The sequence below is a fragment of the Novosphingobium sp. genome (genome assembly GCF_027486195.1).
GTDB lineage: Bacteria > Pseudomonadota > Alphaproteobacteria > Sphingomonadales > Sphingomonadaceae > Novosphingobium.
On sequence record NZ_JAIXPP010000124.1, the window covers coordinates 47,328 to 70,768 of the forward strand.

A 23,441-nucleotide genomic window follows, 5' to 3' on the forward strand; every position below is an offset into this window, starting at 1 on the left:
TCGGAAATTACATCCGGATCGGTTTGGCGATAATTTTTTGCGCGAACCGGGTGTTCTCAGGAAAGAAACGTGCGCAGCCTAGCAAATTCAGCGTGATGGCGAGGCAAACAGCCGGGGATCGAGCCGCCGCCCCCGCCAGGTAAGCGCCCAGTGCAGATGCGGTCCTGTCGCGCGGCCTGTCATGCCGACGTGTCCAATCAGCTGGCCCTGCATCACAGTGTCACCCTCTTGCACCACAAGATCGGAGCAGTGCAGAAACGCAGACGTCAGGCCCATGCCGTGGTCGAGGATCAGCAGGTGCCCCTCGAGCGTGAACGGTGCGGCGCTGGCCGCGAGCGTCACGACGCCGTCTGCGGGGGCCCGGATCTCGGCCCCCTGCGGCGCCGCGAGATCGATGCCGGCATGATAGGCCCCCGGTTCGCCGCGGTAGATTCGTTGTGCGCCGAATTCGCCGGAGATGCGGCCCGCCGCCGGCCAGAGCATCGTCTGTCGCCAACCCTCGGCATCGCTTTCCCTGGCGCGGGCCGCACCGATTCGGGCAAGCTCCGCTTCGCGCCGGGCCTTGAATTCGGCATCGGGCAACTTGCCGGGGCGCTTGGCCACATTGACCGATTCGATCCGCCAGCTGCGCGGAGCAACAGCCAGCTCGGTCGAGAGGGAAAAGCCGCTGGCCGCTGTCACTGCAAGAACAAGGCTGGCCGGTGCGTCCCGGTCGAACGCGGCGAAGAACGTTCCGTCAGGCGCCAGAGGAAGCGTGGTGCCGCCAAGTGACACGAGCTGCGTGCCCTTCGGAGCAGTCCCGCGAATCCATCCGCCCTGCGTAAGCCGCCCGCGATATTGCACGCCCCCGATCGCGCCAGCGGCCGGTTCGGCTAGTGCCGACGGGGCTGGCTGCGCGGTCTGGACGGTTGCTGGAACAGCCGGCGGCGATCCGGCAGAGCCCTGACTTGCGCCGCACGCGCCAAGCATTGCGATGGCTGATAACGCAACGCGCATGGACTGCGCGCCAGCCGGAAACGCTTTTGGCCCGATCATTCCTCGCCGAGCAGGCGGCGCGTCGCGATTTCGGCGCTGGCGTAGGCTTCCTGTCGCTCCACGCTCCAATAGCGCAGCATGTCGAGCCCGATGCGCGCGCCGCTCACCGCGCAGAGCACGTGATCGCCCGCACCGATCTGGCGGAAATGGCTGGGCAAGTAGTGCAGGCGCGCGAGGCGATTGGCAGGATTCATCAGCATGGCAGGCAATCTAGTGCGTCATGGCGCTCAAAGCAATTTCGGCTCACAGCAATTTCGGCTGGGCATCACCCGGCGCAGGCCCGCGCGGCTTCGGCGCAGCACGCGGGGCAGGGGCCGCGGTTGTCCCGCCCGGCACGACGTGGAGCACACCGTCACCGAACTCGAGATGGAGCAGGCTCGCCGCTTCGGCCACCGTGCGCGAGCGGACGAGTTGCCCGTTCGCATCGGTCACCAGCACATAGCCGCGCCGCAGCGGTGCCTTGGGATCGAGCGAACGCCGCACCCGGTCGAGTGCATGGAGGGCGGTTTGCCCTGCTTCGATCCGCGACTGCACGAGCGCGGGGCGCAGCCGCTGCGCGGCGAGCCGCTCCCGCCCCTGCCGCAGCCGCGCCTCGAGCACCGCAGGTCGCAAGCCTGCCGAGCGTTGCGCAAGCTGCGTTGCAGCGAGGCCAGTGCGGTGCACCAGTGCGCGGCGCAACCGGTCTCCAAGATCGTCGAGTCGCTGTGCCTGTCCGTCGAGCAAGGCCTGAGGTTCGGGCAACCGCCGCGCGCGCTGCTCCAGCCGCTCGCGCGAGAGGGCTAGCAGCCGCACCACCGCGCGGCTCTTGCGGGCGTGCAGGTCTGCGAGCCCTGCGATCAGTTCGCCGCGCACCGGCACCGCGATCTCGGCCGCAGCGGTCGGCGTGGGTGCGCGCAGGTCGGCGGCGAAGTCTGCAAGCGTTGTATCGGTCTCGTGCCCCACCGCGCTGATGGTCGGGATCGTGCTGGCGGCAATGGCGCGCACGACATCCTCGTCGTTGAAGCACCAAAGGTCTTCGATCGAGCCGCCGCCGCGTGCGACGATCACCAGATCAGGCCGGGGGACTGGTCCGCCCGGCTCAAGCGCGGAGAAGCCTCGCACCGCAGCCGCGATCTGCGCCGCCGCGCCCGGTCCCTGCACCAGCACCGGCCACACGACGACATGCGTGGGAAACCGGTCGCGCAGGCGGTGCAGGATATCGCGAATCACCGCACCCGTGGGCGATGTCACCACGCCGATCACGCGCGGCAGATAGGGCAGGGGCCGCTTGCGTGAAGGCGCGAAGAGCCCTTCCGCTTCCAGCCGCGCCTTGGTCTTCGCCAGCAGCGCCAGCAGCGCGCCTTCGCCGGCGATCTCCATCCGCTCGATCACGATCTGGTAGTTGGAGCGCCCCGGATAGGTCGTCAGCTTGCCCGTCGCGATCACTTCGACGCCGTCTTCCGGCACGAAGCCCAGCCGCTGCGCGCCGCCGCGCCACATCACCCCGTCGAGCCGCGCATTCTCGTCCTTGAGGCTGAGATAGAGGTGCCCCGAAGCAGCCCGCTTCACACCCGAAAGCTCCCCGCGCACGCGCACGAAACCGAAACGGTCCTCCACCGTGCGCTTCAGCAACTGGGAAATCTCGCTGATCGAAAGCGCCGGGGCGTTGTCGCCTGCAGTCTGGGCGGCTAACAGCCCGGCATTCTCATCACGGTAAGGCGGCATGTCTGGCATGAATATCCTGCTCATCGGCTCGGGCGGCCGCGAACATGCGCTGGCGTGGAAGCTCGCGCAATCGCCGCGTTGCACCACACTGTGGGCTTCACCGGGGAATCCGGGCATCGCCGAGGTGATTGCCGCACGCGGAAAAGGCGGCTGCGTGGCTCTACCGCTAACCGACCATGCGGCGGTTGCCACGTTTTGCGCTGAGCACGAGGTCGCGCTCGTGGTCGTTGGCCCCGAAGCGCCGCTGGTCGATGGCCTCGGCGATTCGCTGCGCGCCGCCGGGATTGCAGTGTTCGGGCCGAGCAAGGCGGCAGCCCAGCTTGAAGGCTCCAAGGGTTTCACCAAGGACATGTGCACGCGCGCGGGCATTCCGACAGCGGGGTATGTGCGCGCGAAGAGCGCCGCTGAAGCCCACGCCGCGCTGGCCGGGTTCTCGCTGCCGGTGGTGATCAAGGCCGACGGCCTCGCGGCGGGTAAGGGTGTGGTCATCGCCCAGACCGCCGAGGAAGCTGCGGCCACGATCGACGACATGTTCGGCGGCGCGTTCGGCGGCGCGGGGGCCGAAGTGGTGATCGAGGAGTTTCTCGAAGGCGAGGAAGTCAGCCTCTTCGCCATCACTGACGGCAGCGCCATCGTCCCGTTCGGTTCGGCGCAGGATCACAAGCGGGTAGGGGAAGGCGATACTGGCCCCAACACCGGCGGCATGGGCGCCTACAGTCCGGCACCGGTGCTCACCGCAGAACTGGAAGCACGCGCGATGGCCGAGATCATCGCGCCGACCGTCAAGGCAATGGCCGAGACGGGGATGCCCTATTCGGGTGTGCTGTTTGCCGGGCTCATGCTGACGGCGGAAGGCCCCAAGCTCATCGAATACAATTGCCGCTTCGGCGATCCCGAATGCCAGGTGCTGATGATGCGGCTGGAGAGCGATCTCGTGGCGCTGCTGGATGCCTGCGCGCGCGGCGAATTGGCGAGTGCCGCTGCACCATCCATGTCCGCCGAGAACGCTATGACAGTGGTCGTGGCAGCGCGAGGCTACCCGGCGACGCCCGCCAGCGGCGGCCTGATCGAGAACCTCTCCGCCGCCGAAGCCCATGGCGCCAAGGTGTTCCACGCAGGCACCGCTGCCACGGCAGAGGGCGCGCTCGTCGCCAAAGGTGGCCGGGTGCTCAATGTCACGGCCACGGGCGCGAACCTCCAGCAGGCGCGGGACCGCGCCTATGCCGCGCTGGCGGAAATCCACTTCGACGACGGCTTCTGGCGCAGCGATATCGGCTGGCGCGAACTGGCGCGCCAGCCGACCTGAATTTCAGCCCAGGCGCTCGGCCACCAGCGCGGCGAGGTCCGCCTCCGGCCGCGCGCCATAGTGCGAGATCACTTCCGCCGCGCAGATCGCGCCGAGCTTGAGGCAATCGGCAAGGCTGCGCCCGCGCACGTGGCCGAAGAGGAACCCGGCCGCGAAGAGATCACCCGCACCGGTGGTGTCGATCACGCGCTCGACCGGCTCGGCAGGCACATGAACATGTTCGCCGTGCGCGACAGCATGCGCGCCGTTTTCGCTGCGGGTGACGACCAGCACCGGCACCTTGGGCGCCAGCTGCGCGATTCCAGCGTGGAAGTCATCTTCACCGGTCAGCGCCGCCAGTTCGTGCTCGTTGGCGAACAGGATGTCGATCTCGCCTGCCGCGATCAGCGCCCGGAAATCATCGCCGTGGCGCGCAATGACGAAGCCGTCGGACAGCGTGAAAGCGACCTGCCGCCCGGCTTCGCGTGCCGCAGCGATGGCGCGGCGCATGGCACGGCGGGGCTCTTCCGGATCCCACAGATAGCCTTCGAGATAGAGCACGGACGAATCGGCGATCACGCTTTCATCGAGCGCCGAGGCGGGCAGGTACTGCGAAGCACCAAGATAGGTGTTCATCGTGCGCTGGCCGTCGGGCGTCACGAAGATCAGGCAGCGGGCGGTTGCCGGGTCATCCCCGCGCGCGGGCGTTTCGAACGCGATCCCGCCGGCACGGATGTCATGGGCAAAGACTTCGCCCAGCTGGTCATCGGCAACCTGGCCGATGAACGCGCACTGCGCGCCCAGCGCCGCGAGGCCTGCGAGCGTGTTTGCCGCCGAACCGCCGGAAATCTCGCGCGCGGGGCCCATCGCTTCATAGAGTTCGTGCGCGCGGGCGGTATCGATCAGCGTCATGCCACCCTTGGCAAGGCCCAGCCGGGTGATGTCATCCTCCGCCGCCGGAGCCATGACATCGACGATGGCATTGCCGATGGCGATCACATCGAAACGGGCGGGGGCAGGGCTCATCCGGTTACTCCAGGCTGGCGACAAAATGGCAGGACTCTTGGAGTGAGGGCGTAGCGGGCGGGGCGAGGCGGTGCAATGCTGCGCTGCGAAGAGCGGCGCTGCCAGCCGGATGCGTTGACACAAGGCAGCGCAGCGGCGATTGGCCGACGTCATGAAAGCATACCAGTGGCTTGCGCTTCCGGCGCTGCTCGCGCTGGCCGCATGTGGCGGCAGCACGGACGCGGTGCGCCCCCTGCCGGCTCCACCGCCGCCGCCCAAGGCTATCCGCCCAGCACCGCCCGCCGCGATCCAGACGCAGCGTCCCCGTCCGCACATTCAGGTCCTGCCCGGGCTCGAAGGGGTGATCGGGGCCGACGCCGATGCGCTCACCCGCCAGTTCGGCGCGCCCCGGCTCGACGTGCGCGAGGGCGACGCGCGCAAGCTGCAATGGAGCGGCGCGCCCTGCGTGCTCGATGCCTATCTCTATCCGCCTGATGGAGGCGGCCGCCCCATCGCCACGTTTGTCGATGCGCGGCGCGGTGACGGGCGTGATGTGGATCGCGCCGCCTGCGTGGCAGCGCTCAGGAAGCCTCGCTGACCGCGCAGGAAATCGGCTGCGGAAGCATGGCCCAGGGCGCGAACGCCGGCACGCCTTCACGGGAAACAGCAGCCAGCGTGTAGCGATCAAGCACGGCGAGGAAGGCCTCAAGCGCCTCGGCCAGGACGCCGCTAAGCGCGCAATCCGTGCGCAAGGCGCAAGTCGCGCAGTCCGCGAGCCGCATGCCCTTTTCGAGCGTGCGCACCACTTCACCAACGGTGATCTGCGCCGCCGGCCGCGCCAGCGCGATCCCGCCGCTGCGCCCGCGATGTGAAACAGCAAACCCCGCCGAAACCAGCGCCTGCGCCACTTTGGCGACATGGTGATAGCTCAGCCCCTGCTGCGCGGAAAACGTGGGCAAGCTGATCGAGCCCCCATCACGGGCAAGCACGATCAGCAGACGCAAGCCGAAATCGGTGTGCTGGGTGAGCTGCATGGCGCCGTCCTGATTCCATTTTTCGCTTGCCTAAATCAAGCAGATTAAATACCGGTATTTTGAATACTGGATTGGAGAGAGCCCATGCGCACCGCTTCCGAACATGCCCGCACCATCGTCAAGGCCACCGCTCCGCTCATCGAGCAGCACGGGCTCGCCATCACCACCGCGATGTACAAGCGCCTGTTCGTGAACGCGGATGTGAAGGATATGTTCGATGCCGCCGCGCAGGAAAGCGGCGAGCAGCCCCGCCGCCTGGCAAACGCGATCCTCGCCTATGCGAAGAACATCGATCATCTCGAAAAGCTTGGCTCGGCAGTCACCAAGATGGTGCGTCGCCATGTCGAAACCGGGGTGCGCGCTGAGCACTATCCCTATGTCGCCGAAGCGCTGCTGCCAGCGATTCGCGATGTCGTCGGTGCCGAAATCGCCACCGACGAAGTGCTCGCCGCCTGGGGCGAGGCGTACTGGATGCTCGCCGATATCCTGATTGCCGCCGAAGCCGAGGCATACGCCGAAGCTGCCTGAACGGGCTGACTCGGCGGTCCGGATCGCCTGCTGCGCGCCCCCCCTCTGGCGCAGCAGGCGGTCCGTCAGGCCTTACTCGGGCGCGAAGGTGATCTCGGCATGGGCGCGCAGGCGCTCGACCAGCGCTTCACCCAGCAGGGCCCCCGGCGTGGCGATCGCGCCTTCCGCCTCGCACGAAAGCAGCGCGATGCCGGTTTCGGCCAGCATGCGGCTGGTCGAGCCATAGCCCGGATCATAGCGGCCCTTGACGCCGTAGCGGATCTCGCGGCCATCGGGCATTTCGCCGACGAACAGCACGTCGTAGTGGCCGTTGAGCCGCTCTTCCGCAGTGGGGCCTTCGCCGGGCTTCGGATCGTTCGGACCACCGATCATCGGCGTCTTCGCGATATGGTCGGCAATCGCCTGGCCCTGCTCGCCCGGGCCGGTAAGCATCATCTCGTCATAGACGAAGTCAGCGCCGTAAGGGTGCCCGCGCAGGAAGTTCGTGCGGTGGACGTTCTTGGTGTTGATCACCGCCATGATGAAAGGCGCAGCCCAGCTGCCGGTCGCATCATCGAGGAACGGCTTGTCGCCCGCCGGCTGCTCCGGCCCTTCGAAACCGGGCGTGAGGCCGAAGGGGCTCGTCATGATCGGAATCAGCGCGGGGTTCGCGCCCAGCGCCTTGAGCGTCGCGCCGAGGCTTGCCGCCGTGCCACCGGAAAAACCACCCTGCATCGCCCGCACGCGGCATTTCACCCGCGGCGCCGGCGCTCCGAAGCGCGCCTTGGCTTCCTGCTGCAGCATGAAGACGCCGAGATCGAAGGGAATCGAATCGAAGCCCGACGAGAACGCCACCCGTGCGCCCGTTTCCTTCGCCTGATCGTGCAGCGCATCGACCATCTGGCGCATCCACACCGGCTCGCCGCAGAGGTCGGCATAGTCCGTCCCAGCGGCGACACAGGCGCGCAGCACCGGTTCGCCATAGAGCTGGTACGGGCCAACCGTGGTCACCACCACGCGGGCCTGCTCGGCCATCGCGGCGAGGCTGGCGGGATCGTCCGAATCGGCAACGACCAGCGGTGTATCCGCCGGCGCACCGATCAGATCGCGCACTTCGGCGAGCTTCTCCACACTGCGCCCGGCCATCGCCCAGCGCGGGCCATCCTTGCCATAATGGTGCGCGAGGTACTCAGCCACCAGCCGACCGGTATAGCCGGTCGCGCCATAGACGATAATGTCGAAGGGCCGTTCAGCCTTGCTCGTTGCCATTTATCTCTCCCGTTTTTCTCGTAATTTCAAAGTTTCGGCAAAGTTACCCCGCGCTGCCCCATGTATTTGCCCGCGCGGTCGGCGTAGCTCACCTCGCAAGGTTCGTTGCCTTGCAGGAACAGGAACTGGCACGCGCCTTCGTTGGCATAGATCTTGGCGGGCAGCGGCGTGGTGTTGGAAAACTCCAAGGTCACATGGCCTTCCCAGCCGGGCTCTAGCGGCGTCACGTTCACGATGATCCCGCAGCGGGCATAGGTCGATTTGCCAAGGCAGATCACCAGTACGTCGCGCGGCACGCGGAAGTATTCGACCGTGCGGGCGAGCGCGAAGGAATTGGGCGGGATCACGCAGACGTCCGTCTTCCGGTCCACGAACGAGTTCGAATCGAAATCCTTGGGATCGACCACCGACGAATCGATGTTGGTAAAGATCTTGAACTCGTCTGCCACCCGGGCATCATAGCCATAGGAGGAGAGGCCGTAGGAAATGCAGCCATCGCGGCGCTGGCTTTCCACGAACGGCTCGATCATGCCGTTTGCCAAGGCCTGCGTGCGGATCCACTTGTCGGAAAGAATGGCCAATGCGGCGCTCCGGTATGCTGGGAAGGGAAGAAAGACGTTCAGGCCAGATTGGCCGGTCCGAAGGCATGGGGCAAGAGGGCCGAGAGCGGCAGCCGCGTCAGCGAACCATCGGCCGCGCCGATGACCTCTGGATCGGTATCGCCCAATGCCGCGAGCTCGTGCAGCATTTGCCGGCAGCGTCCGCAGGGCATGACCGGCTCAGGCCCGAGCGCAATCGCCCCTGCCGCGTCTGCCTTGCCGCCGGCGATGGCAACCGCGACCAGCCCGCCGCGCCGTCCTTCGGTCATTGCGCGGGCCACGGCATTGGCTTCGGCGCAGAGCGAGAGGCCGTAGCTTGCGTTCTCGACATTGGCGGCCTGCACCACCGCGCCATCATCGAACAGCAGCGCCGCGCCGACGTGAAAGCCCGAATAAGGCGCATAAGCGTTGCGCGCAGCTTCGATGGCGGCGGCAACAAGATCGGTGATCGGTTCGCTCATCGGTGCACCGCCACCCACCGCAAGGGCCCGGCCACGCCGGCGACATGCAGCCGCGTCGTTGCGGTCCACATCACCCAGCGCCGCCCGGCATACGTGGGTTCGAGAAAATCGCCCGCCACCCACAGGTTGCGATCCAGCCGGGCGGCGAGATGGTAGCGCGCGTCGAACGTGCGGGAGATCATCAGGATCGCCGGGCGTTCGGTATGCTTCTCGATCTGGTTGAGGAACGTCGTCAATTCACTCTGCATCGCCGCTTCGCCCGGCGGCTGCGGGCAGGATCGCGAATCGAGATCGAGCATGACCGCGGGGGGCAGCAAGGCATCATCGCGCGGCACCACGGTGACGAAACTGCCAGCCTGCGCATCCGCCGGAGCGCAGAGATCATAGACGTGAACCGCACCCACCTGCAGCCCGGCCTTGCGCGCGGCGTCGAGGCCCGCAGTGAACGTCTCGTCGCGCCGGCCCGCTCCTTCGCTGGCGGTGAGGTAGACGAAATCGGCCCCATGCGCCTTGAGCGAGGGCCATTCGACTGCACCGTCATGCGCATCAAGCCAGGCGCCCTGCACGGGGAAGCGCGCACGGTCAGGCTCCCAGCGCCGCGATTCCCACCATGCAGCCAGCGTGGCACCGGCCAGCAGCACCACGGCCAGCAGGATCCACACGCGCCGACGCGCTGGTTTTCCGGGGTTGTTCACGCTGAGTCGCCTCGCAGAGTCTAGTCTTGGGGGCTGTTCATCCCCTGATATGCAGGACGCAGATCAGGGTGAAGAGCCGCCGTGCGGTGGCAAAATCGGTCTCGATCTTGCCCTCCAACCGTTCCAGCAGCAGTTCAGCCGCTTCGTTGTGGACCCCGCGGCGGGCCATGTCGATGGTCTCGATCTCCTGCGCAGTCGCGCGGCGGATCGCCTGGTAGTACGAATCGCAGATCGCAAAATAATCGCGAATCGGACGGCGGAAACGCCCGAGCCCGAGCACGATGGTTTCGAGCGGACTGCCGTCGTCCGCCGCAATCGCCAGCGCAAGCCGGCCATCGTCCACCGAAAGGCGCAAACGATAGGGACCTTCATAGCCCGCTGCAGCCGCGCGTACGGGGCGGAAGGTGTTCTCCTCGATCAGATCGAAGATCGCGATCCGGCGTTCCTGCTCGATATCGGCATTGCGCCACACGATCGTCGCTTCGTCGAGCTCGATATGCGAAATGCGCGGGTCGGCCATGGCGGCCAGTGTCTTGCAGACGCGTCCCGCGCGGGCAAGCCATTTGCGGAAGGAAACCGCGCTCTTTCGCGATCCCTCCCCGCTATCCACAGGCGGTGTGGCATCCGCGCCGCTTGCCGCGGAGGCAGCGCTCCTTCACAAGGCCCGCATGTCCAACGTCCAGCCGATCCCTTTGCGTGAACCCGATCATTCCGGTTCCCCCGCCGCCTCGCTTCCTGCCAATGTGGAGGCAGAGGCCGCGTTTCTCGGCGCGGTGCTGATCGACAACCGGATTCTCGAGGAACTGCCAACCCCGCTGCGCGCGGAGCACTTTTTCGCGCCGGTTCACGGCCGGGTCTATGAACGAATCCAGGCGCTGATCGACCGCAAGGCGGTGGTCACCCCGGTCACGCTCAAGCCCTACTTCGAGGCGGACGAGGGCCTCAAGGAACTCGGCGGCACCGCCTATCTCGCGCGGCTGACGGCCGACGGGCAGGGCCTGCTCGCCCCGAAGGAGCTGGCCGAGCAGATCTACGATCTGGCCCTGCTGCGCGAGCTGATCACGGTAGGGCGCAACCTCGTGACCGGCGCGATGGACACGAGCGAGACGGTCGCGCCGCTCAAGCAGATCGAGCAGGCCGAAGCCGCGCTCTATGCCGTGGCGGAAGGCGCGCAGTCCGGAAACGAGGCGCAGAGCTTCGGCATTGCCACGCGCGCCTCGCTCGAAATGATCGAGAAGGCGCTGCTTTCGGGCGGCCATATCTCGGGCAAGACGACGGGCCTCACCTCGGTCAACGAGAAGATCGGCGGGTTGCATGACAGCGACCTCATCATCCTTGCCGGACGCCCGGGCATGGGCAAGACCTCGCTCGTCACCAACATCGCCTACAACTGCGCCGCGCGGTGGATGGAAGAGGAGCAGTCCGGAACCCCCGCGAACAAGCGCGTCGGCGCGAGTGTCGCCTTCTTCAGCCTCGAAATGAGCGCGGACCAGCTCGCCACGCGTATTCTGGCCGAACAATCGGGCATCAGCTCCGAAGCGCTGCGCATGGGGCGCATCAGCCGCGAGGATTTCCAGCAGCTTTCCTTCGCCAGCCAGCGCCTCGCCGAACTGCCGCTCTACATCGACGATACGCCGGCGCTCACCATCGGCGCGCTGCGCACCCGCGCCCGCCGGCTGAAGCGCCGGCACGATATCGGCCTCATCGTGGTCGATTACCTGCAGCTGCTGCAAGGCTCGGGCCGCGCCAACGACAACCGCGTCAACGAAATCTCCGAGATCAGCCGCGGCCTCAAGACGCTGGCAAAGGAACTCGGCGTGCCGGTCATCGCGCTATCGCAGCTCAGCCGCGCGGTCGAGCAGCGCGACGACAAGCGTCCGATGCTTTCGGACCTGCGCGAATCGGGCTCGATCGAGCAGGACGCGGACATGGTCTGGTTCGTGTTCCGCGAAGATTACTACGTCGCATCGCGCGAACCCAAGGTGCCGCAAGGCACTGACGACGCCAAGGTGCAGGAAGCCCACGCCGCCTGGCAGGCGGAGATGGAGCGCGTTTTCGGCCTTGCCGAACTGATCGTCGCCAAGCAGCGCCACGGCTCCACCGGCAAGGTGCGCCTCAAGTTCGAGGCGCGGATCACCCGCTTCAGCGACCTTGCGCCCGATCATATGGCCTACGACTACGGCGACGAATGATTCGCTGAACCCGCATTTTCTTGACTTTCGGGCAGGCGCGGCCTAGCCCGCCGCTCTTCCATCCATTCCTGTTTTTACGGAGTGCCCTGCATGGCGCGCGTTACCGTCGAAGATTGCGTCGACAAGATCCCCAACCGCTTCGATCTCGTGCTGCTGGCTGCCGAGCGCGCCCGCGCCATCTCGGGCGGCGCGGAACTGACCGTCGATCGCGACCGTGACAAGAACCCGGTCGTCGCACTGCGTGAAATCGCGGAATCGACCGTGCGCCCCACGGTGCTCAAGGAAAACCTGATCCAGTCGATGCAGCGCGTGCTGCCGGACGACGACGATCAGGTCGACGAAATCGGCTCGCTCTCGCAATCGGCTGAAGCGCTGCGCATCACGGCGGCTGCTCCGGTGCGCAACACCTCGCTCGGCGCAGACTACGACGGCTGACGGCCAGGTTTGACGACTTGCCCCCTCCTCGAGACGGGAGGGGGATAAAGCCCCAAAGGCCGCTTGCACCGCGCAGGCGGCCTTGCCACATTCGAAGGCATGGCCAGCCCCTTGCCTTCGCGCGCTGACCGCGACCGAGCTCCGGTGAAGGCCGTGCTTGGCCCGACCAACACGGGCAAGACTCACCTCGCGATCGAACGTCTCTGCGCTCACTCCTCCGGCGCCATCGGCTTCCCGCTGCGTCTGCTGGCGCGTGAGGTCTATGACCGCGTCTGCAAGATCAAGGGCGAGGCCAACGTTGCGCTGATCACCGGCGAGGAGCGGATCGAGCCACCGAACGCGCGCTGGCACCTCTGCACCGTCGAGGCCATGCCGAGCAGGCCCGACTTCGCCTTCGTCGCGCTCGATGAAGCGCAGTTGGCTGCCGATCCCGAGCGCGGCCATGTCTTTACCGATCGCCTGCTCCACACGCGTGGGCGCGAGGAGACCATGCTGCTCGGCTCGGCCACACTCGAGCCCATGGTCCGCGCGCTGGTGCCTGGCGTGGACGTCGTCAGCCGCCCGCGCTTTTCCACGCTGAGCCATGTCGGCGCGAAAAAACTGAGCCGCATACCCCCGAGAAGCGCGATCGTCGCCTTCTCTGCAGAGCAGGTCTACGCCATGGCGGAGATGCTGCGCCGGTTCCGTGGCGGCGCGGCGGTGGTGATGGGGGCCTTGAGCCCGCAGACGCGCAATGCGCAGGTTGCGATGTATCAGGCGGGCGAGGTCGATTACCTCGTCGCGACCGACGCCATCGGCATGGGTCTCAACCTCGATGTCAGCCACGTCGCTTTTGCCGGCCTCTCCAAATACGATGGCCACCGCCACCGCCGCCTGACGACCGCCGAGATGGCGCAGATCGCAGGCCGCGCAGGGCGCCACCACAAGGATGGCACATTCGGCACGCTGGCGGGGATGGGCGGGCACGATCCCGAATTCGCCGACGAGGAAGTCTACGCGATCGAGGAGCACCGCTTCCCTCCGCTCACCCGCCTGTTCTGGCGCGAGGCCGAGCCGCGCTTCGACAGCCTGACGACCTTGATCGATGACCTCGAAAGCCCGCCGCCGCAGCCTGAGCTTTCCTCCGCGCCGCCGGCCATCGATCTCGCCGTGCTGAAGCGCCTTGCCGATGAGGCGGACGTTGCCAGCACAGTGCGCGGCCGCGGCTCGGTTCAGCGCTTCTGGCAGGTCTGCTCGCTCCCCGATTTCCGCCAGCAGGGCGCGGAGACTCATTCCCGTTTTGTCGCGCGCCTCTGGCAGGATCTCCGCCACGGCTATCTCGGTTCGGACTATGTCGCGCAGGCGATTGCGCAGCAGGATAACCCTTCGGGCGATATCGACACGCTGCAGGGCCGGATCGCGGCCGTGCGCAGCTGGGCCTACATCACCCAGCGGCCGGACTGGGTGCTGGCGCGCGAGGAAATGGCAGCGCGCGCCCGCGCAGTGGAGACGCGCCTGTCCGATGCGCTCCACGCCCGGCTTACCGAACGCTTTGTCAACCGCCGCACCACGGTGCTGATGCGCAAGGCCGGCGGTGATGCCTCGCTGCTGCCAGTGCGGATCAGCGAGGCGGGCGCGGTGCTCGTCGATGATGAACCCATCGGCCACCTCGAAGGCTTCCGCTTCGTGGTCGATCCGTTGGCGCGTGCGGCCGACCGCAAGCTGCTTCTCGCCGCTGCCGAGCGCCATTTGCCCGGCCTGCTCGCCGCCCGCGCCGATGCCTTGATTGTTGCGGCCAGTGAACGGGACGGCCTCGTGCTTGAAGGTGGCGCGCTCGCCTGGAACGGTCTGGTTGTCGGGCGGCTTGAGCCGGGTAAATCAGTGCTCGAACCACGACTTCGACTCGATGCGGCGCTCGGCCTGCTGTCGGCGCGCCAGCGGCCCCAATTGATCAGCGCGCTGGAAGGCTGGCTTTCCCGCCAGATTGCCGCCGATCTCACCCCGCTGGTTCGCCTCGCCGAAGCCGCGCGTGCACCGGAATCGGGGCCTGACCTGCGAGCGCTGCTGCTGCTCCTTGTCGCAGGAGGCGGCGTGCTGGCGCGCGAGGATGCTGCGCTCGAGCGGCTCGATCCTCGCCAGCGTGAAGCGCTGCGCCGACTTGGTGTGCGCATCGGAGCGCTGGATCTGTTTATCCCCGCAGTGCTCAAGCCCGGCCCGCTCGCACTCTGGTGCCGGCTTGCCGCGCTGCGCGGCGAAGCACGGCTGTTGCCGCCGGCCAATCTACCGGCGGTGGTCACCACCAGGATGCCCCCTGCCGGTTATCGCCGCGCGGGCGGACAGGCGATCCGAATCGACCTCGCCGAAAAGCTGCTGCAGGCCGCGCACCGTTGCCGGATCGGCGCGTCGGCGAAGCGGTATCCGCTCGATCCCGCACTCGCCCGTTCGATGGGCCTTGCCACGGCGGGCTATGCAGCACTGCTGCGCGCTGCAGGCTTTCGCGTGCATATGCCGCGCCTGCTTGATGAAGCAGCGCACGGCCCTCCCGCCCCGCCAATGTGGGACTGGCGCCCGCCGCGCAGCGCGCCGGTGCATGGCCCTGCGGCGCCGATGCCGCCTCCGACCGGCGCCTTCGCCGCGCTGGCCGAGCTTATCCGCTGATGGTGGGCGAAGGCTCCTTGCGTATCGACAAGTTGCTGTGGTTCCTGCGTTTCGCGGGGTCCCGCAGCCTTGCGCAGGAGTGGGTCGCAGAGGGGCATATCCGCCTCAATGGCCGCCGCATAGAGCGGGCAAGCACCGCGGTTCGTTGCGGCGACGTGCTGGTCCTGCCGCTTCGCAGCGGGGTCAGGGTGATCACGGTGGAGCAGCTTCCCCGGCGGCGCGGCCCTGTCGAAGAAGCCAGGGGTTGCTATGTGGTGCTTGACGCGGCGGGCTCACCACCTCTAGCAAGCCAATCGGATTTACCTGAACCCGCCCAAACCTGAAGCCGAGGGATTGCCACTGCCATGACCTATGTCGTTACCGAAGCCTGCATTCGCTGCAAGTTCATGGATTGCGTCGAGGTTTGCCCGGTGGATTGCTTCTACGAGGGCGATAACATGCTGGTGATCAACCCCAGCGAGTGCATCGACTGCGGAGTGTGCGAGCCCGAATGCCCGGCGGAGGCAATCCTGCCGGACACCGAAAGCGGCCTCGAACAGTGGCTTGAGCTCAATGCCAAGTATTCTGCCGAGTGGCCCAATATCACCACCAAGAAGGACGCGCCGGCTGACGCCGACGACCACAAGGGCGAAGACGGCAAGTTCGAAAAGTACTTCTCGGCCGAACCGGGGGAGGGCGACTGATCGGTAATAACGGGGACGCTTGCCCGCGTCCCCGCAAGTGCTGCGAATGTGGCGCACTATCCGCGCCCTTACCTCTGGCAATTTTATGACAGAGCTGCTATATACGCCCGCAAGCGCTGGGCGGAACAATCCTCCCGGTCGCCAACAACACGCTAAGGCAGGACAAACGGCAAACGGATCGCAGTGCTTGTAGACCGCGTTAAAGACGGTCGTTTGCCGGACCTCTCCCCCAAAGGGCCCGGATTGCTGTCCGGGGGCGTGTCTGCCCCACCTTGCCATCGTACCTGCTGCGCCGAAAGGATAAGCAATGGCAACCAAGGCACTTGCCTTCGATGTTGGGGATTACGTCGTCTATCCCAAGCACGGCGTCGGCCGTGTGGTGGAACTTCAGAACGAGGAAATTGCAGGCATGAAGCTGCAGCTCTATGTGCTGCGCTTCGAAAAGGAACGCATGACCCTGCGCGTGCCCGTGAACAAGGTTGAAGCAATCGGCATGCGCAAGCTGTCTTCGGACAAGACGCTGCGTGAGGCGCTCGATACCCTTAAGGGCAAGCCCAAGGTCAAGCGCACGATGTGGTCGCGCCGCGCGCAAGAATACGAAGCCAAGATCAATTCGGGTGATCTCGTTTCGATAGCCGAAGTGACACGCGATCTGTTCCGCGCCGATGACCAGCCGGAGCAGAGCTACTCTGAGCGTCAGATCTTCGAAGCGGCTTCTTCGCGTCTGGCACGCGAGCTTGCCGCCATGGAAAAGACGGACGAGCCCGCCGCGCTCAAGAAGATCCTCGCGATCCTCAACGAGCACGCGCCGAAGTACTACGAAACGGCCTGACGGCCAGCCGCGCCTCCCGCTTCTTTGGGGAGAGGTGGAGGCGCTGAAAAAGGGGCCGCCGGATCGTTCCGGCGGCCCCTTTCTTGTGTCCTGCTCGTCAGGCCTGCGTCATCCGGCAAACCGCCGATAGGGATCGGCAGATGACTTGGCGGATGGCGCCTCAGTGCGTTATATCGATAACACACCAGGCTCAGGGAGAGCGCCATGATCAAGGATATTGCCCGCACGCTCGGCGGGATCGCCGTAGCCGCCATCGCTCTTTCGCTCAGCGCCTGTGACGGCGCGACGGTCGAGATGGGCGGCATGAAGGGCGTACGGCTCGCCGAACTCGATCTTTCGGCCAAGGCACCCGAGGAAATCACCCTGCTCGGCCCCGACACGGTGCGCGTGGTGCAGGGCGACAAGCTCGCCATCACAGTGGAAGGAAAGCAGGATGCCAAGGACCGGCTCCGCTTCGTGCTCAAGGATGGCAAGCTTGCGATCGGGCGCGAAGGCTGGAAGATCGGCGGCAGCGACGATCTCGCGACAGTCCAGGTGACGGTTCCCGCCGCCAAACGGTTAGTCATGGCCGGTTCGGGCACGATGCACGCCGATGTGCTGCGCGGCGATGCGGCAAGCGTCAGCATTGCCGGTTCCGGCGATATCGATGTCCCTGCGATCGACACGAACGAACTCAAGATCGAAGTGATCGGCTCGGGCGATCTGAAGGCCGGAGGCAAGGCGAAGTCGCTCAAGGTCTCGGTTGCAGGTTCCGGGTCGGCCGATATGGCCAGCCTCACCGCGGAGCAGGCCAATATCGAGATTGCAGGATCGGGTGACGTGCGCTTCGCGTCGGACGGCATGGTCAAGGCCGACATCATGGGTTCCGGCTCGGTAACGGTCAAAGGCCGCGCACAGTGCAAGGTCAATTCGATGGGTTCGGGCACGCTGACCTGCGAGCCCTGATTGTAGCATCGCGTGGTCTCGGCCGGGCAAGTGTCATCGCACCGCAAGGAAACATCGGATAGGCATGGCCTGAGACCCTGACCGAAAGGCCACTGATCTTGCCTCGTCCTCTGCTGTTTCTTGCTCCGCTCGCCGCGCTGACACTCTCCGGCTGCGTTGCGAGCACCGCCGCCAAGATCGTCACCGCGCCGGTGCGCGTGGGCGCAAAGGCAGTCGACATAGCGACCACCAGCCAGTCCGAGGCCGACGAGAACCGCGGCCGCGCCATGCGCAAGCGCGACGAGAAGATCAGGAAGCTGGAGAAGAAGTACGACCGCGCCCTCAAGGCCTGCAACCGCGGCGAAACAGCGGCCTGCTCCGAGGCCAACCAGATCAGCGGCGAGATCGTAAGATTGCGCGCCGAGCGCTAGACAGCCGCGCGGCGCAGGCGGTCGTTGATCGCCACCCCGATGCCCTCAAGTGGGATCGGCGCCACCGCGATGCACGGTTCGGGTGCTGCCGCCGCTTCATGCAGACAGGCGTAGAGCCGCGCCGCCGCCTCGGTGAGTTCGCCAGATGGCGACAGCGAAACCTGCCCTGCCACCGCGCCAAAGCCGATCAGGAACTCGTCGGCCGCTGCGGCTATAGCGCCGAGCCGCACCGGCTTGCCCGGTGCATAGTGGCTGGCAAGCTGACCCGGCGCTTCGATGCGCGCGTCACCTGACGTCATGACTGCGGGATCCGTTCCGAGAACCGTAGCCAGATCCGCCTCGGACACCGGTCCCGGTCGCAGCACCTGCCAGCCCCCGTCGGCGCGCAGCGCAACGATGGTCGATTCCAGACCCTGCGGCGTCACGCCCCCGTCGAGGATAAGGTCGGCCCTGAGGCCCAGCGAGGCCGCGACATGGGCCGCGCTGGTCGGGCTGACACCGCCGCTGCGGTTGGCCGAGGGCGCTGCCAGCGGCAATCCAGCCGCGACAAGCAAGGTCCGCATCACGGGATGGGCCGGAACCCGCAGCGCAACAGTGGGAAGCCCGGCAGTCACTGCGGCAGCCAGCGGCGCATCTTCCCGGCGCGGCAGGACCATGGTCAGCGGCCCCGGCCAAAATGCTGCGGCCAACGCCCTGGCGTGCGCATCCAGCACCGCGAGCCCCTCAGCCGCCGCCACATCGGTTACGTGGACGATCAGCGGATTGAAATCGGGCCGCCCCTTGGCGCGGTAGATCGCTGCCACGGCTGCATCGCTGTCCGCACGGGCGGCCAGTCCATAGACCGTCTCGGTGGGCACCGCCACAGTCCCGCCCGCCCTCAGCAAGTGCACGGCCGCGGCAATCCCGGCGCTATCCGCGAGCAGCACGTTTGGAGACGTTTGCGTGGTCATGGCTTGCCGCTATAGGCCTGCGCAGAAGCTGCCAAGGAAAAGAGCGCATGAGCTTTATCGCCCCCACCGAAGACCAGGTCCTTGCCATGCGCATTTGCGCCGGAATCGACGAACTGGCGGACCATGAACGCTACGGCGCGGCCACGCCCGATGTGGTCGAGGCAATTGCCGAGGGCATCGGTGCATTTGCCGCCGGTGAATGGGCTCCGCTGAACCGAATCGGCGATACCGAAGGCGCGCGCTGCAAGGATGGCGTGGTTTCCTCGCCGGCGGGCTATGCCGAGGCCTACAAGGCCTTCGTCGAGCAGGGCTGGGGCTCGATTGCCGGGCCAGCTGAATTTGGCGGACAGGGACTTCCGTTCACACTCGCAACTTGCGTGCTCGAGACGCTGGGCGCAGCCAACATGGGCTTCACCCTGCTGCCCATGCTCACGGTCGGCGCAATCGAGGCGCTCGATCACCACGGCAGCGAAGCGCAGAAGGCGATGTACCTGCCGAACCTGATTTCCGGCGCATGGTCGGGCACGATGAACCTGACCGAGCCGCAGGCCGGCTCCGATGTCGGCGCGCTGCGCAGCACCGCAACGCCGATCGAGGAGGGCCCACATGCGGGCAAGTACCGCATCGCCGGCACCAAGATTTACATCACCTGGGGCGAGCACGAGCTGGCCGAGAACGTGATTCACCTTGTCCTCGCCCGCACCCCCGGCGCGCCTGCGGGCTCGCGCGGCATCTCGCTGTTCATCGTGCCCAAATACCACGTGAATGCCGATGGATCGCTGGGCGAACGCAACGACCTGCGCGCTGTCTCCATCGAGCACAAGCTGGGCATCAACGTCTCGCCCACTTGCGTCATGTCGTATGGTGACAACGGGGAATGCATCGGCGAACTGGTTGGGCACGAGAACGAAGGCCTCAAGGCCATGTTCACGATGATGAACTCGGCGCGCATCAACGTCGGCAGCCAGGGCGTGCAGATCGCCGAGCGCGCGCTCCAGCAGGCCCGGATGTATGCGCGCGATCGCGTGCAGTCCGCCCGCGCCGGTTCGCCTGACAAGAACCCTGTTGCGATCATCGAGCACCCCGATGTGCGCCGCATGATCCTGCGCATGCGTGCCCTCACCGAAGGCTCGCGCGCGCTGCTCTACTACACCGCCGGGCAAGTCGATCGCGGCCTGCTGGGCGACAAGGCGGCGCAGCAGCGCGCCGAACTGCTTGTGCCGCTGCTCAAGGCATGGGGCACCGATATCGGCTGCGAAGTCACCAGCATCGGCATCCAGATCCACGGCGGCATGGGCTTCGTCGAGGAAACTGGCGCTGCGCAGCACTATCGCGACGCACGCATCGCGCCGATCTACGAAGGGACCAACGGCATCCAGGCCGCCGATCTCGTCACCCGCAAGCTCGGCATGGAAGCTGGCGGCGTGCTGCAGGCGCTGATGGCCGACATTTCGGCCGAGATGCAGGACGTTCCCGAGGTCGCCTCGCTCGCCAAGGATGCCGCCGCGATCGGAACGTGGATGGCGAGCGGCGATGCCAGCCTTGATGACAAACTGGCTGGCAGCGTGCCGTTCCTGACCATGTGCGCCGTTGCAGTCGCCGGGTGGCAGCTCGCCCGTCAGGCCCGCGCGACCGGCAGCCACGAGAAGACCGCCGTCACCAAGGTGTTCAACCGCACGATCGTGCCCGAAGCGCGCGGACTGGGTGCGGCCGCCATGGCCGGAGCGGCGCTGTATTACGAGCTCGGCACCGAGGCGCTGACCGGATGAGCGCCGACGAGCCCCAATTCGAACTTTCTGGGCTCGACCGGATCGCTGCCGCGCTTGAGCGCCTTGCTCCGCCCGCCCCGGTGGCGCCGGATTGGCTTGCGCATCCTGCCTATGTCTGGACGGGGACCAGTGCGCGCCCGGTCGATCCGCTCGAGGCCCCGGCTCTGGCGCTGATCAGGGGTGTCGATGCGCAGAAAGCGGCGGTAGCGGAGAACGTCCTGCGCCTTGCCGCCGGTGCGGCGGCGCACGACATGCTGCTGTGGGGCTCACGCGGCATGGGCAAGTCCGCGCTTGTCCGCGCCGCCGTCCGCTCGGCGCAGGACGCCTATTCGGGCCGGATCGCGCTGATCCAGGCCGCGCCGGACGAGAGCCTTGCCACGCTGCTTTCCGAGCTGCGCGCCACGGACCGCCAGTTCCTGATCCTGCTCGATGATCTGGGCTTCGATGCGGGCGACGCAGGTTCGGCGCGGCGCCTGCGTTCGTGGCTTGAAGGCGGCGTCGAAGCGCGGCCCGCCAACGTCCGCCTCGCCGTCACCTCGAACCGCCGCGCGATTGTCGAGCGGCATATGGCCGAGCAGGACGACCCGATCAATCCGCGCGACGTCGTCGACGACCGCCTCGCGCTGGCCGACCGGTTCGGCCTTTCGCTTGGGTTCCACGCCTGCTCACAGGACGATTACCTCGCGATCATCGCGGGGTACGCCGTGCACTACGGACTCGCATTTGCCGAGGACGATGCACTCACATGGTCCAAGCAACGCGGCAGCCGGTCGGGCCGCGTCGCCTGGCAATATGTCAATGAACTTGCAGGGCGGGCGGGCCGCAGCCTCTAGTTCTGCGGCTTGGTGAGGTCCGAATCCATCGTCGGCTTGACGATGAACTTCGTGCCCTGCTTGGGTGCGGGCGGCATCGGCGTCGCCGGAATCGGAGTGATCGCGGCGGCCGGCTTTGCCCCCGGCGCCACCACGCGCCAGATCACGCCGCCCGTATCATCGCTCACCAGCAGCGCACCGTCCTTGGCGAAAGCGACCCAAGTGGGCCGTCCGTGCGTCGTATTGTCCTTGGTCAGGAACCCGGTCAGCACCGGAACTGGCGGCTTGGGCAGCGCATTGCCGTTGTTGTCGAAGGCCACAAACACGACATCGTAACCCGATAGCGGCTTGCGGTTCCAGGAACCGTGCCGCGCCACGAAGGCGCCGCTGGCAAAACGCTCGCCCATGAGGTTGCCTCCGCGGGCGAAGGCGAGGCCGAGCGGCGCGACGTGTGAGCCGAGGCCATATTCGGGCTTGCGCACGTAAAAGAACATGTCGCGCGGCATCGGATCGTTCACGCGCCAGTCGATGTTCTTCTTCCAGTAGACCCAGGGCCAGCCATACTGCGCGCCCAGCGGCACGTTGGTGAGATAGTCGGGCACAAGATCGGAACCGAGCATGTCGCGCTCGTTGACCGTGGTCCACAGCTCGCCGCTGCGAGGATTCCAGTCGAGCCCGTTAGGATTGCGCAGGCCCTCGGCATATTCGCGCGAGGTCTTGCGGTCGAAATCGTACTCATGGATCGCCGCGCGGCCCTTTTCCTTGTCGAGTCCGTTCTCACCGATGTTCGAGGAGGAACCGACCGTGACATAGAGCAGCTTGCCGTCCGGGCTCAGCGAAAGGTTGCGCGCCCAGTGATTGCCGCCGCCGGGGAGGTCCATCAGCTTTTCCGGCTTGCCGCTCAGCGTGGTCTGCCCGGGCGTAAACGGCCAGGACACTACGGCGTTATGGTTGCCGACATAGAGCCGACCTTCGCGCAGAACCATGCCGAAGGGCGAATCGAGCCCGGGGTTGCTCATCTCGAAGCGCTGATCGGCGACACCATCGCCATTGCTGTCTCGCAGCACCACGATCTTGTTCGGCGAAGCCTCGCCCGCGCCGGCGGACGAGAGCAGATAGCCCATGACGAGGCCGGTGATCCCGCCCGGCCCGCGCTGCGCGGGGCCGTTGGTCTCGGCGGCCAGCACATCGCCATTTGGCAGCACGGTCATCGTTCGCGGGTGATCGAGCTTGTCGGCAAAGCGGGTTACGATGAGCCCCTCCGCCGCCACGGGTGCCTCTCCGGCTGCCCAACCCACGGGCTTGGCGATACCGATCGTGGGAAACCACTGCGGCGCCGCTTCGGCCAGTTCGGGCTTCGGCCCGGTGGTCTTGTCGAGCGTGAGCTGCGCCGAATCGCCTCGCATGAGCCACGCGGCTGCGAGGCCGAGCACAACAAGGACGATGATGAGCCCGGTCAGGGTCTTGCGGATGGTGAACATGATCCCTTGTCTAGAAGCCGCATTGCTGTCTCGCAATGGTCCTCGCGATACGCGCCGCGCCCTGCTAAGTTCCAGCAATGTACGAATTTGCTCCCACACCGGGCCAGTCCAAGGCTGCGCTTTACGGCGACCTGATCGATGCCGCCCGCGCGATCACCCACGATGAACCCGACGCGGTTGCCAATATGGCCAATTGCGCCGCGCTCCTCGCCCAGTTTCTGCCCGATCTCAATTGGGCGGGCTTCTACCGGTTGGTCGGTGGCGAGCTCGTGCTGGGGCCCTTTGCCGGCAAACCGGCCTGCATCCGCATCGCGCTGGGCCAGGGGGTGTGTGGCAGCGCAGCTGCCACGGGTGAGACGCAGCTGGTGCCCGATGTCCACGCATTCCCCGGCCACATTGCCTGCGATGCGGCCAGCCGTTCCGAACTGGTCGTTCCGGTGAAGCGTGATGGCACCGTCATCGCGGTGATCGATCTCGACAGCCCGCTCCTCGATCGCTTCGATGCCGAGGATGCCGCCGGGATCGAAGCCCTCGCCCGCGTGCTAGCTGATCGGCTCTAGCCCCTCCCTGCCCCGTTTCGGCACATCGATGCCGCACCCTGTGGTCCAGCACGGAGCAGGATGCTAAACAGCGTGTTAACGCTGAATGCCGCCTGCGCATCGTGCGCACAAAGCGGGTTCGGATCACGCTGACAGGGGAAC

The 23,441-nt window shown here is 66.5% G+C and carries 26 protein-coding genes; 14 read left to right on the forward strand and 12 right to left on the reverse strand.

Annotation, left to right across the window (positions count from 1 at the left end; all coding sequences use genetic code 11):
• Positions 1-87 precede the first annotated feature (87 nt).
• The 3 genes from Q0071_RS21100 to xseA are packed head-to-tail and all read right to left on the reverse strand — an operon-like array spanning position 88 to position 2,739.
• Complete coding sequence (locus tag Q0071_RS21100; protein ID WP_298174340.1) at positions 88-1,035, reverse strand: M23 family metallopeptidase; 948 nt, start codon at positions 1,033-1,035, stop codon at positions 88-90.
• Positions 1,032-1,235 (reverse strand): DUF2093 domain-containing protein, encoded by a 204-nt coding sequence (locus Q0071_RS21105; RefSeq protein WP_298174342.1) that lies wholly within the window; start codon positions 1,233-1,235, stop codon positions 1,032-1,034. Before Q0071_RS21105 ends, Q0071_RS21100 begins: the two co-directional genes overlap by 4 nt.
• 43 nt (positions 1,236-1,278) lie before the next feature.
• Positions 1,279-2,739 carry an exodeoxyribonuclease VII large subunit gene (gene xseA / locus Q0071_RS21110; RefSeq protein WP_298174419.1) on the reverse strand — a complete coding sequence of 487 codons (1,461 nt, stop codon included), beginning with the start codon at positions 2,737-2,739 and terminating at the stop codon, positions 1,279-1,281.
• 7 nt (positions 2,740-2,746) lie between these two features.
• Between xseA and purD the strand changes: the two genes are divergently transcribed.
• Positions 2,747-4,045: a phosphoribosylamine--glycine ligase gene (gene purD / locus Q0071_RS21115; RefSeq protein ID WP_298174344.1), complete on the forward strand. Its 1,299-nt coding sequence runs from the start codon at positions 2,747-2,749 to the stop codon at positions 4,043-4,045.
• Between the two features lie 3 nt (positions 4,046-4,048).
• Here the strand turns inward: purD and Q0071_RS21120 are convergent, their stop codons facing one another.
• The gene (locus Q0071_RS21120) at positions 4,049-5,050 is read right to left on the reverse strand and encodes an adenosine kinase (protein WP_298174346.1); all 1,002 of its coding nucleotides are present in this window, start codon (positions 5,048-5,050) and stop codon (positions 4,049-4,051) included.
• A 151-nt stretch (positions 5,051-5,201) separates the two neighbouring features.
• On the opposite strand from Q0071_RS21120, the gene Q0071_RS21125 reads away from it, so the two are divergent.
• Positions 5,202-5,627 (forward strand): hypothetical protein, encoded by a 426-nt coding sequence (locus Q0071_RS21125; RefSeq protein ID WP_298174348.1) that lies wholly within the window; start codon positions 5,202-5,204, stop codon positions 5,625-5,627.
• On the opposite strand, the gene Q0071_RS21130 is transcribed toward Q0071_RS21125, so the two are convergent.
• Positions 5,611-6,063: an Rrf2 family transcriptional regulator gene (locus Q0071_RS21130; RefSeq protein ID WP_298174350.1), complete on the reverse strand. Its 453-nt coding sequence runs from the start codon at positions 6,061-6,063 to the stop codon at positions 5,611-5,613. The two genes, Q0071_RS21125 and Q0071_RS21130, sit on opposite strands and share 17 nt — an antisense overlap.
• Positions 6,064-6,147: 84 nt before the next feature.
• On the opposite strand from Q0071_RS21130, the gene Q0071_RS21135 reads away from it, so the two are divergent.
• On the forward strand, positions 6,148-6,591 hold the full coding sequence (locus tag Q0071_RS21135; RefSeq protein ID WP_298174352.1) for a globin domain-containing protein: 444 nt from the start codon (positions 6,148-6,150) through the stop codon (positions 6,589-6,591).
• Between the two features lie 72 nt (positions 6,592-6,663).
• Here the strand turns inward: Q0071_RS21135 and Q0071_RS21140 are convergent, their stop codons facing one another.
• From Q0071_RS21140 to Q0071_RS21160, 5 genes are read right to left on the reverse strand one after another with little or no spacing between them, the layout of a single operon-like run.
• Positions 6,664-7,839, reverse strand: a complete 1,176-nt coding sequence (locus Q0071_RS21140) for a saccharopine dehydrogenase NADP-binding domain-containing protein (protein ID WP_298174355.1) — start codon at positions 7,837-7,839, stop codon at positions 6,664-6,666.
• 26 nt (positions 7,840-7,865) lie between these two features.
• Positions 7,866-8,420 (reverse strand): dCTP deaminase, encoded by a 555-nt coding sequence (gene dcd / locus Q0071_RS21145; RefSeq protein WP_298174357.1) that lies wholly within the window; start codon positions 8,418-8,420, stop codon positions 7,866-7,868.
• A 38-nt stretch (positions 8,421-8,458) separates the two neighbouring features.
• Positions 8,459-8,899: a cytidine deaminase gene (locus Q0071_RS21150; RefSeq protein ID WP_298174359.1), complete on the reverse strand. Its 441-nt coding sequence runs from the start codon at positions 8,897-8,899 to the stop codon at positions 8,459-8,461.
• On the reverse strand, positions 8,896-9,594 hold the full coding sequence (locus Q0071_RS21155; RefSeq protein ID WP_298174361.1) for a glycoside hydrolase family 25 protein: 699 nt from the start codon (positions 9,592-9,594) through the stop codon (positions 8,896-8,898). The genes Q0071_RS21150 and Q0071_RS21155 overlap by 4 nt, the downstream gene beginning before the upstream one ends.
• A gap of 37 nt (positions 9,595-9,631) precedes the next feature.
• Positions 9,632-10,114, reverse strand: a complete 483-nt coding sequence (locus tag Q0071_RS21160) for a UPF0262 family protein (RefSeq protein ID WP_298174363.1) — start codon at positions 10,112-10,114, stop codon at positions 9,632-9,634.
• 148 nt (positions 10,115-10,262) lie between these two features.
• On the opposite strand from Q0071_RS21160, the gene Q0071_RS21165 reads away from it, so the two are divergent.
• From Q0071_RS21165 to Q0071_RS21200, 8 genes are all read left to right on the forward strand, one after another.
• Positions 10,263-11,786, forward strand: coding sequence for a replicative DNA helicase (locus Q0071_RS21165; protein WP_298174365.1), 1,524 nt, complete (start codon positions 10,263-10,265; stop codon positions 11,784-11,786).
• A 90-nt stretch (positions 11,787-11,876) separates the two neighbouring features.
• Positions 11,877-12,221, forward strand: a complete 345-nt coding sequence (rpoZ, locus tag Q0071_RS21170; protein ID WP_298174367.1) for a DNA-directed RNA polymerase subunit omega — start codon at positions 11,877-11,879, stop codon at positions 12,219-12,221.
• Positions 12,222-12,320: 99 nt separating this feature from the next.
• Positions 12,321-14,858: a helicase-related protein gene (locus tag Q0071_RS21175; RefSeq protein ID WP_298174369.1), complete on the forward strand. Its 2,538-nt coding sequence runs from the start codon at positions 12,321-12,323 to the stop codon at positions 14,856-14,858.
• On the forward strand, positions 14,858-15,181 hold the full coding sequence (locus tag Q0071_RS21180; protein WP_298174371.1) for a S4 domain-containing protein: 324 nt from the start codon (positions 14,858-14,860) through the stop codon (positions 15,179-15,181). The genes Q0071_RS21175 and Q0071_RS21180 overlap by 1 nt, the downstream gene beginning before the upstream one ends.
• A gap of 21 nt (positions 15,182-15,202) precedes the next feature.
• Positions 15,203-15,541 (forward strand): ferredoxin FdxA, encoded by a 339-nt coding sequence (gene fdxA, locus Q0071_RS21185; protein ID WP_147159436.1) that lies wholly within the window; start codon positions 15,203-15,205, stop codon positions 15,539-15,541.
• A gap of 307 nt (positions 15,542-15,848) precedes the next feature.
• Positions 15,849-16,373: a CarD family transcriptional regulator gene (locus Q0071_RS21190; RefSeq protein WP_067906430.1), complete on the forward strand. Its 525-nt coding sequence runs from the start codon at positions 15,849-15,851 to the stop codon at positions 16,371-16,373.
• A 204-nt stretch (positions 16,374-16,577) separates the two neighbouring features.
• Positions 16,578-17,318, forward strand: a complete 741-nt coding sequence (locus tag Q0071_RS21195) for a head GIN domain-containing protein (protein WP_298174374.1) — start codon at positions 16,578-16,580, stop codon at positions 17,316-17,318.
• 98 nt (positions 17,319-17,416) lie between these two features.
• Positions 17,417-17,728, forward strand: a complete 312-nt coding sequence (locus Q0071_RS21200) for a hypothetical protein (protein WP_366886909.1) — start codon at positions 17,417-17,419, stop codon at positions 17,726-17,728.
• Here Q0071_RS21200 and Q0071_RS21205 read toward each other — a convergent pair.
• The gene (locus tag Q0071_RS21205) at positions 17,725-18,678 is read right to left on the reverse strand and encodes an L-threonylcarbamoyladenylate synthase (protein WP_298174377.1); all 954 of its coding nucleotides are present in this window, start codon (positions 18,676-18,678) and stop codon (positions 17,725-17,727) included. The genes Q0071_RS21200 and Q0071_RS21205 overlap by 4 nt on opposite strands.
• A 47-nt stretch (positions 18,679-18,725) precedes the next feature.
• On the opposite strand from Q0071_RS21205, the gene Q0071_RS21210 reads away from it, so the two are divergent.
• Both Q0071_RS21210 and Q0071_RS21215 read left to right on the forward strand, forming a co-directional pair.
• On the forward strand, positions 18,726-20,447 hold the full coding sequence (locus tag Q0071_RS21210; RefSeq protein WP_298174379.1) for an acyl-CoA dehydrogenase: 1,722 nt from the start codon (positions 18,726-18,728) through the stop codon (positions 20,445-20,447).
• A complete protein-coding gene (locus Q0071_RS21215) occupies positions 20,444-21,280 on the forward strand; it encodes an ATP-binding protein (protein WP_298174381.1) in 837 nt (278 codons plus the stop codon). The genes Q0071_RS21210 and Q0071_RS21215 overlap by 4 nt, the downstream gene beginning before the upstream one ends.
• On the opposite strand, the gene Q0071_RS21220 is transcribed toward Q0071_RS21215, so the two are convergent.
• Positions 21,277-22,740 (reverse strand): sorbosone dehydrogenase family protein, encoded by a 1,464-nt coding sequence (locus Q0071_RS21220; protein ID WP_298174383.1) that lies wholly within the window; start codon positions 22,738-22,740, stop codon positions 21,277-21,279. The two genes, Q0071_RS21215 and Q0071_RS21220, sit on opposite strands and share 4 nt — an antisense overlap.
• 77 nt (positions 22,741-22,817) lie before the next feature.
• On the opposite strand from Q0071_RS21220, the gene Q0071_RS21225 reads away from it, so the two are divergent.
• Positions 22,818-23,300, forward strand: coding sequence for a GAF domain-containing protein (locus tag Q0071_RS21225; protein ID WP_298174385.1), 483 nt, complete (start codon positions 22,818-22,820; stop codon positions 23,298-23,300).
• Positions 23,301-23,441: the final 141 nt, after the last annotated feature.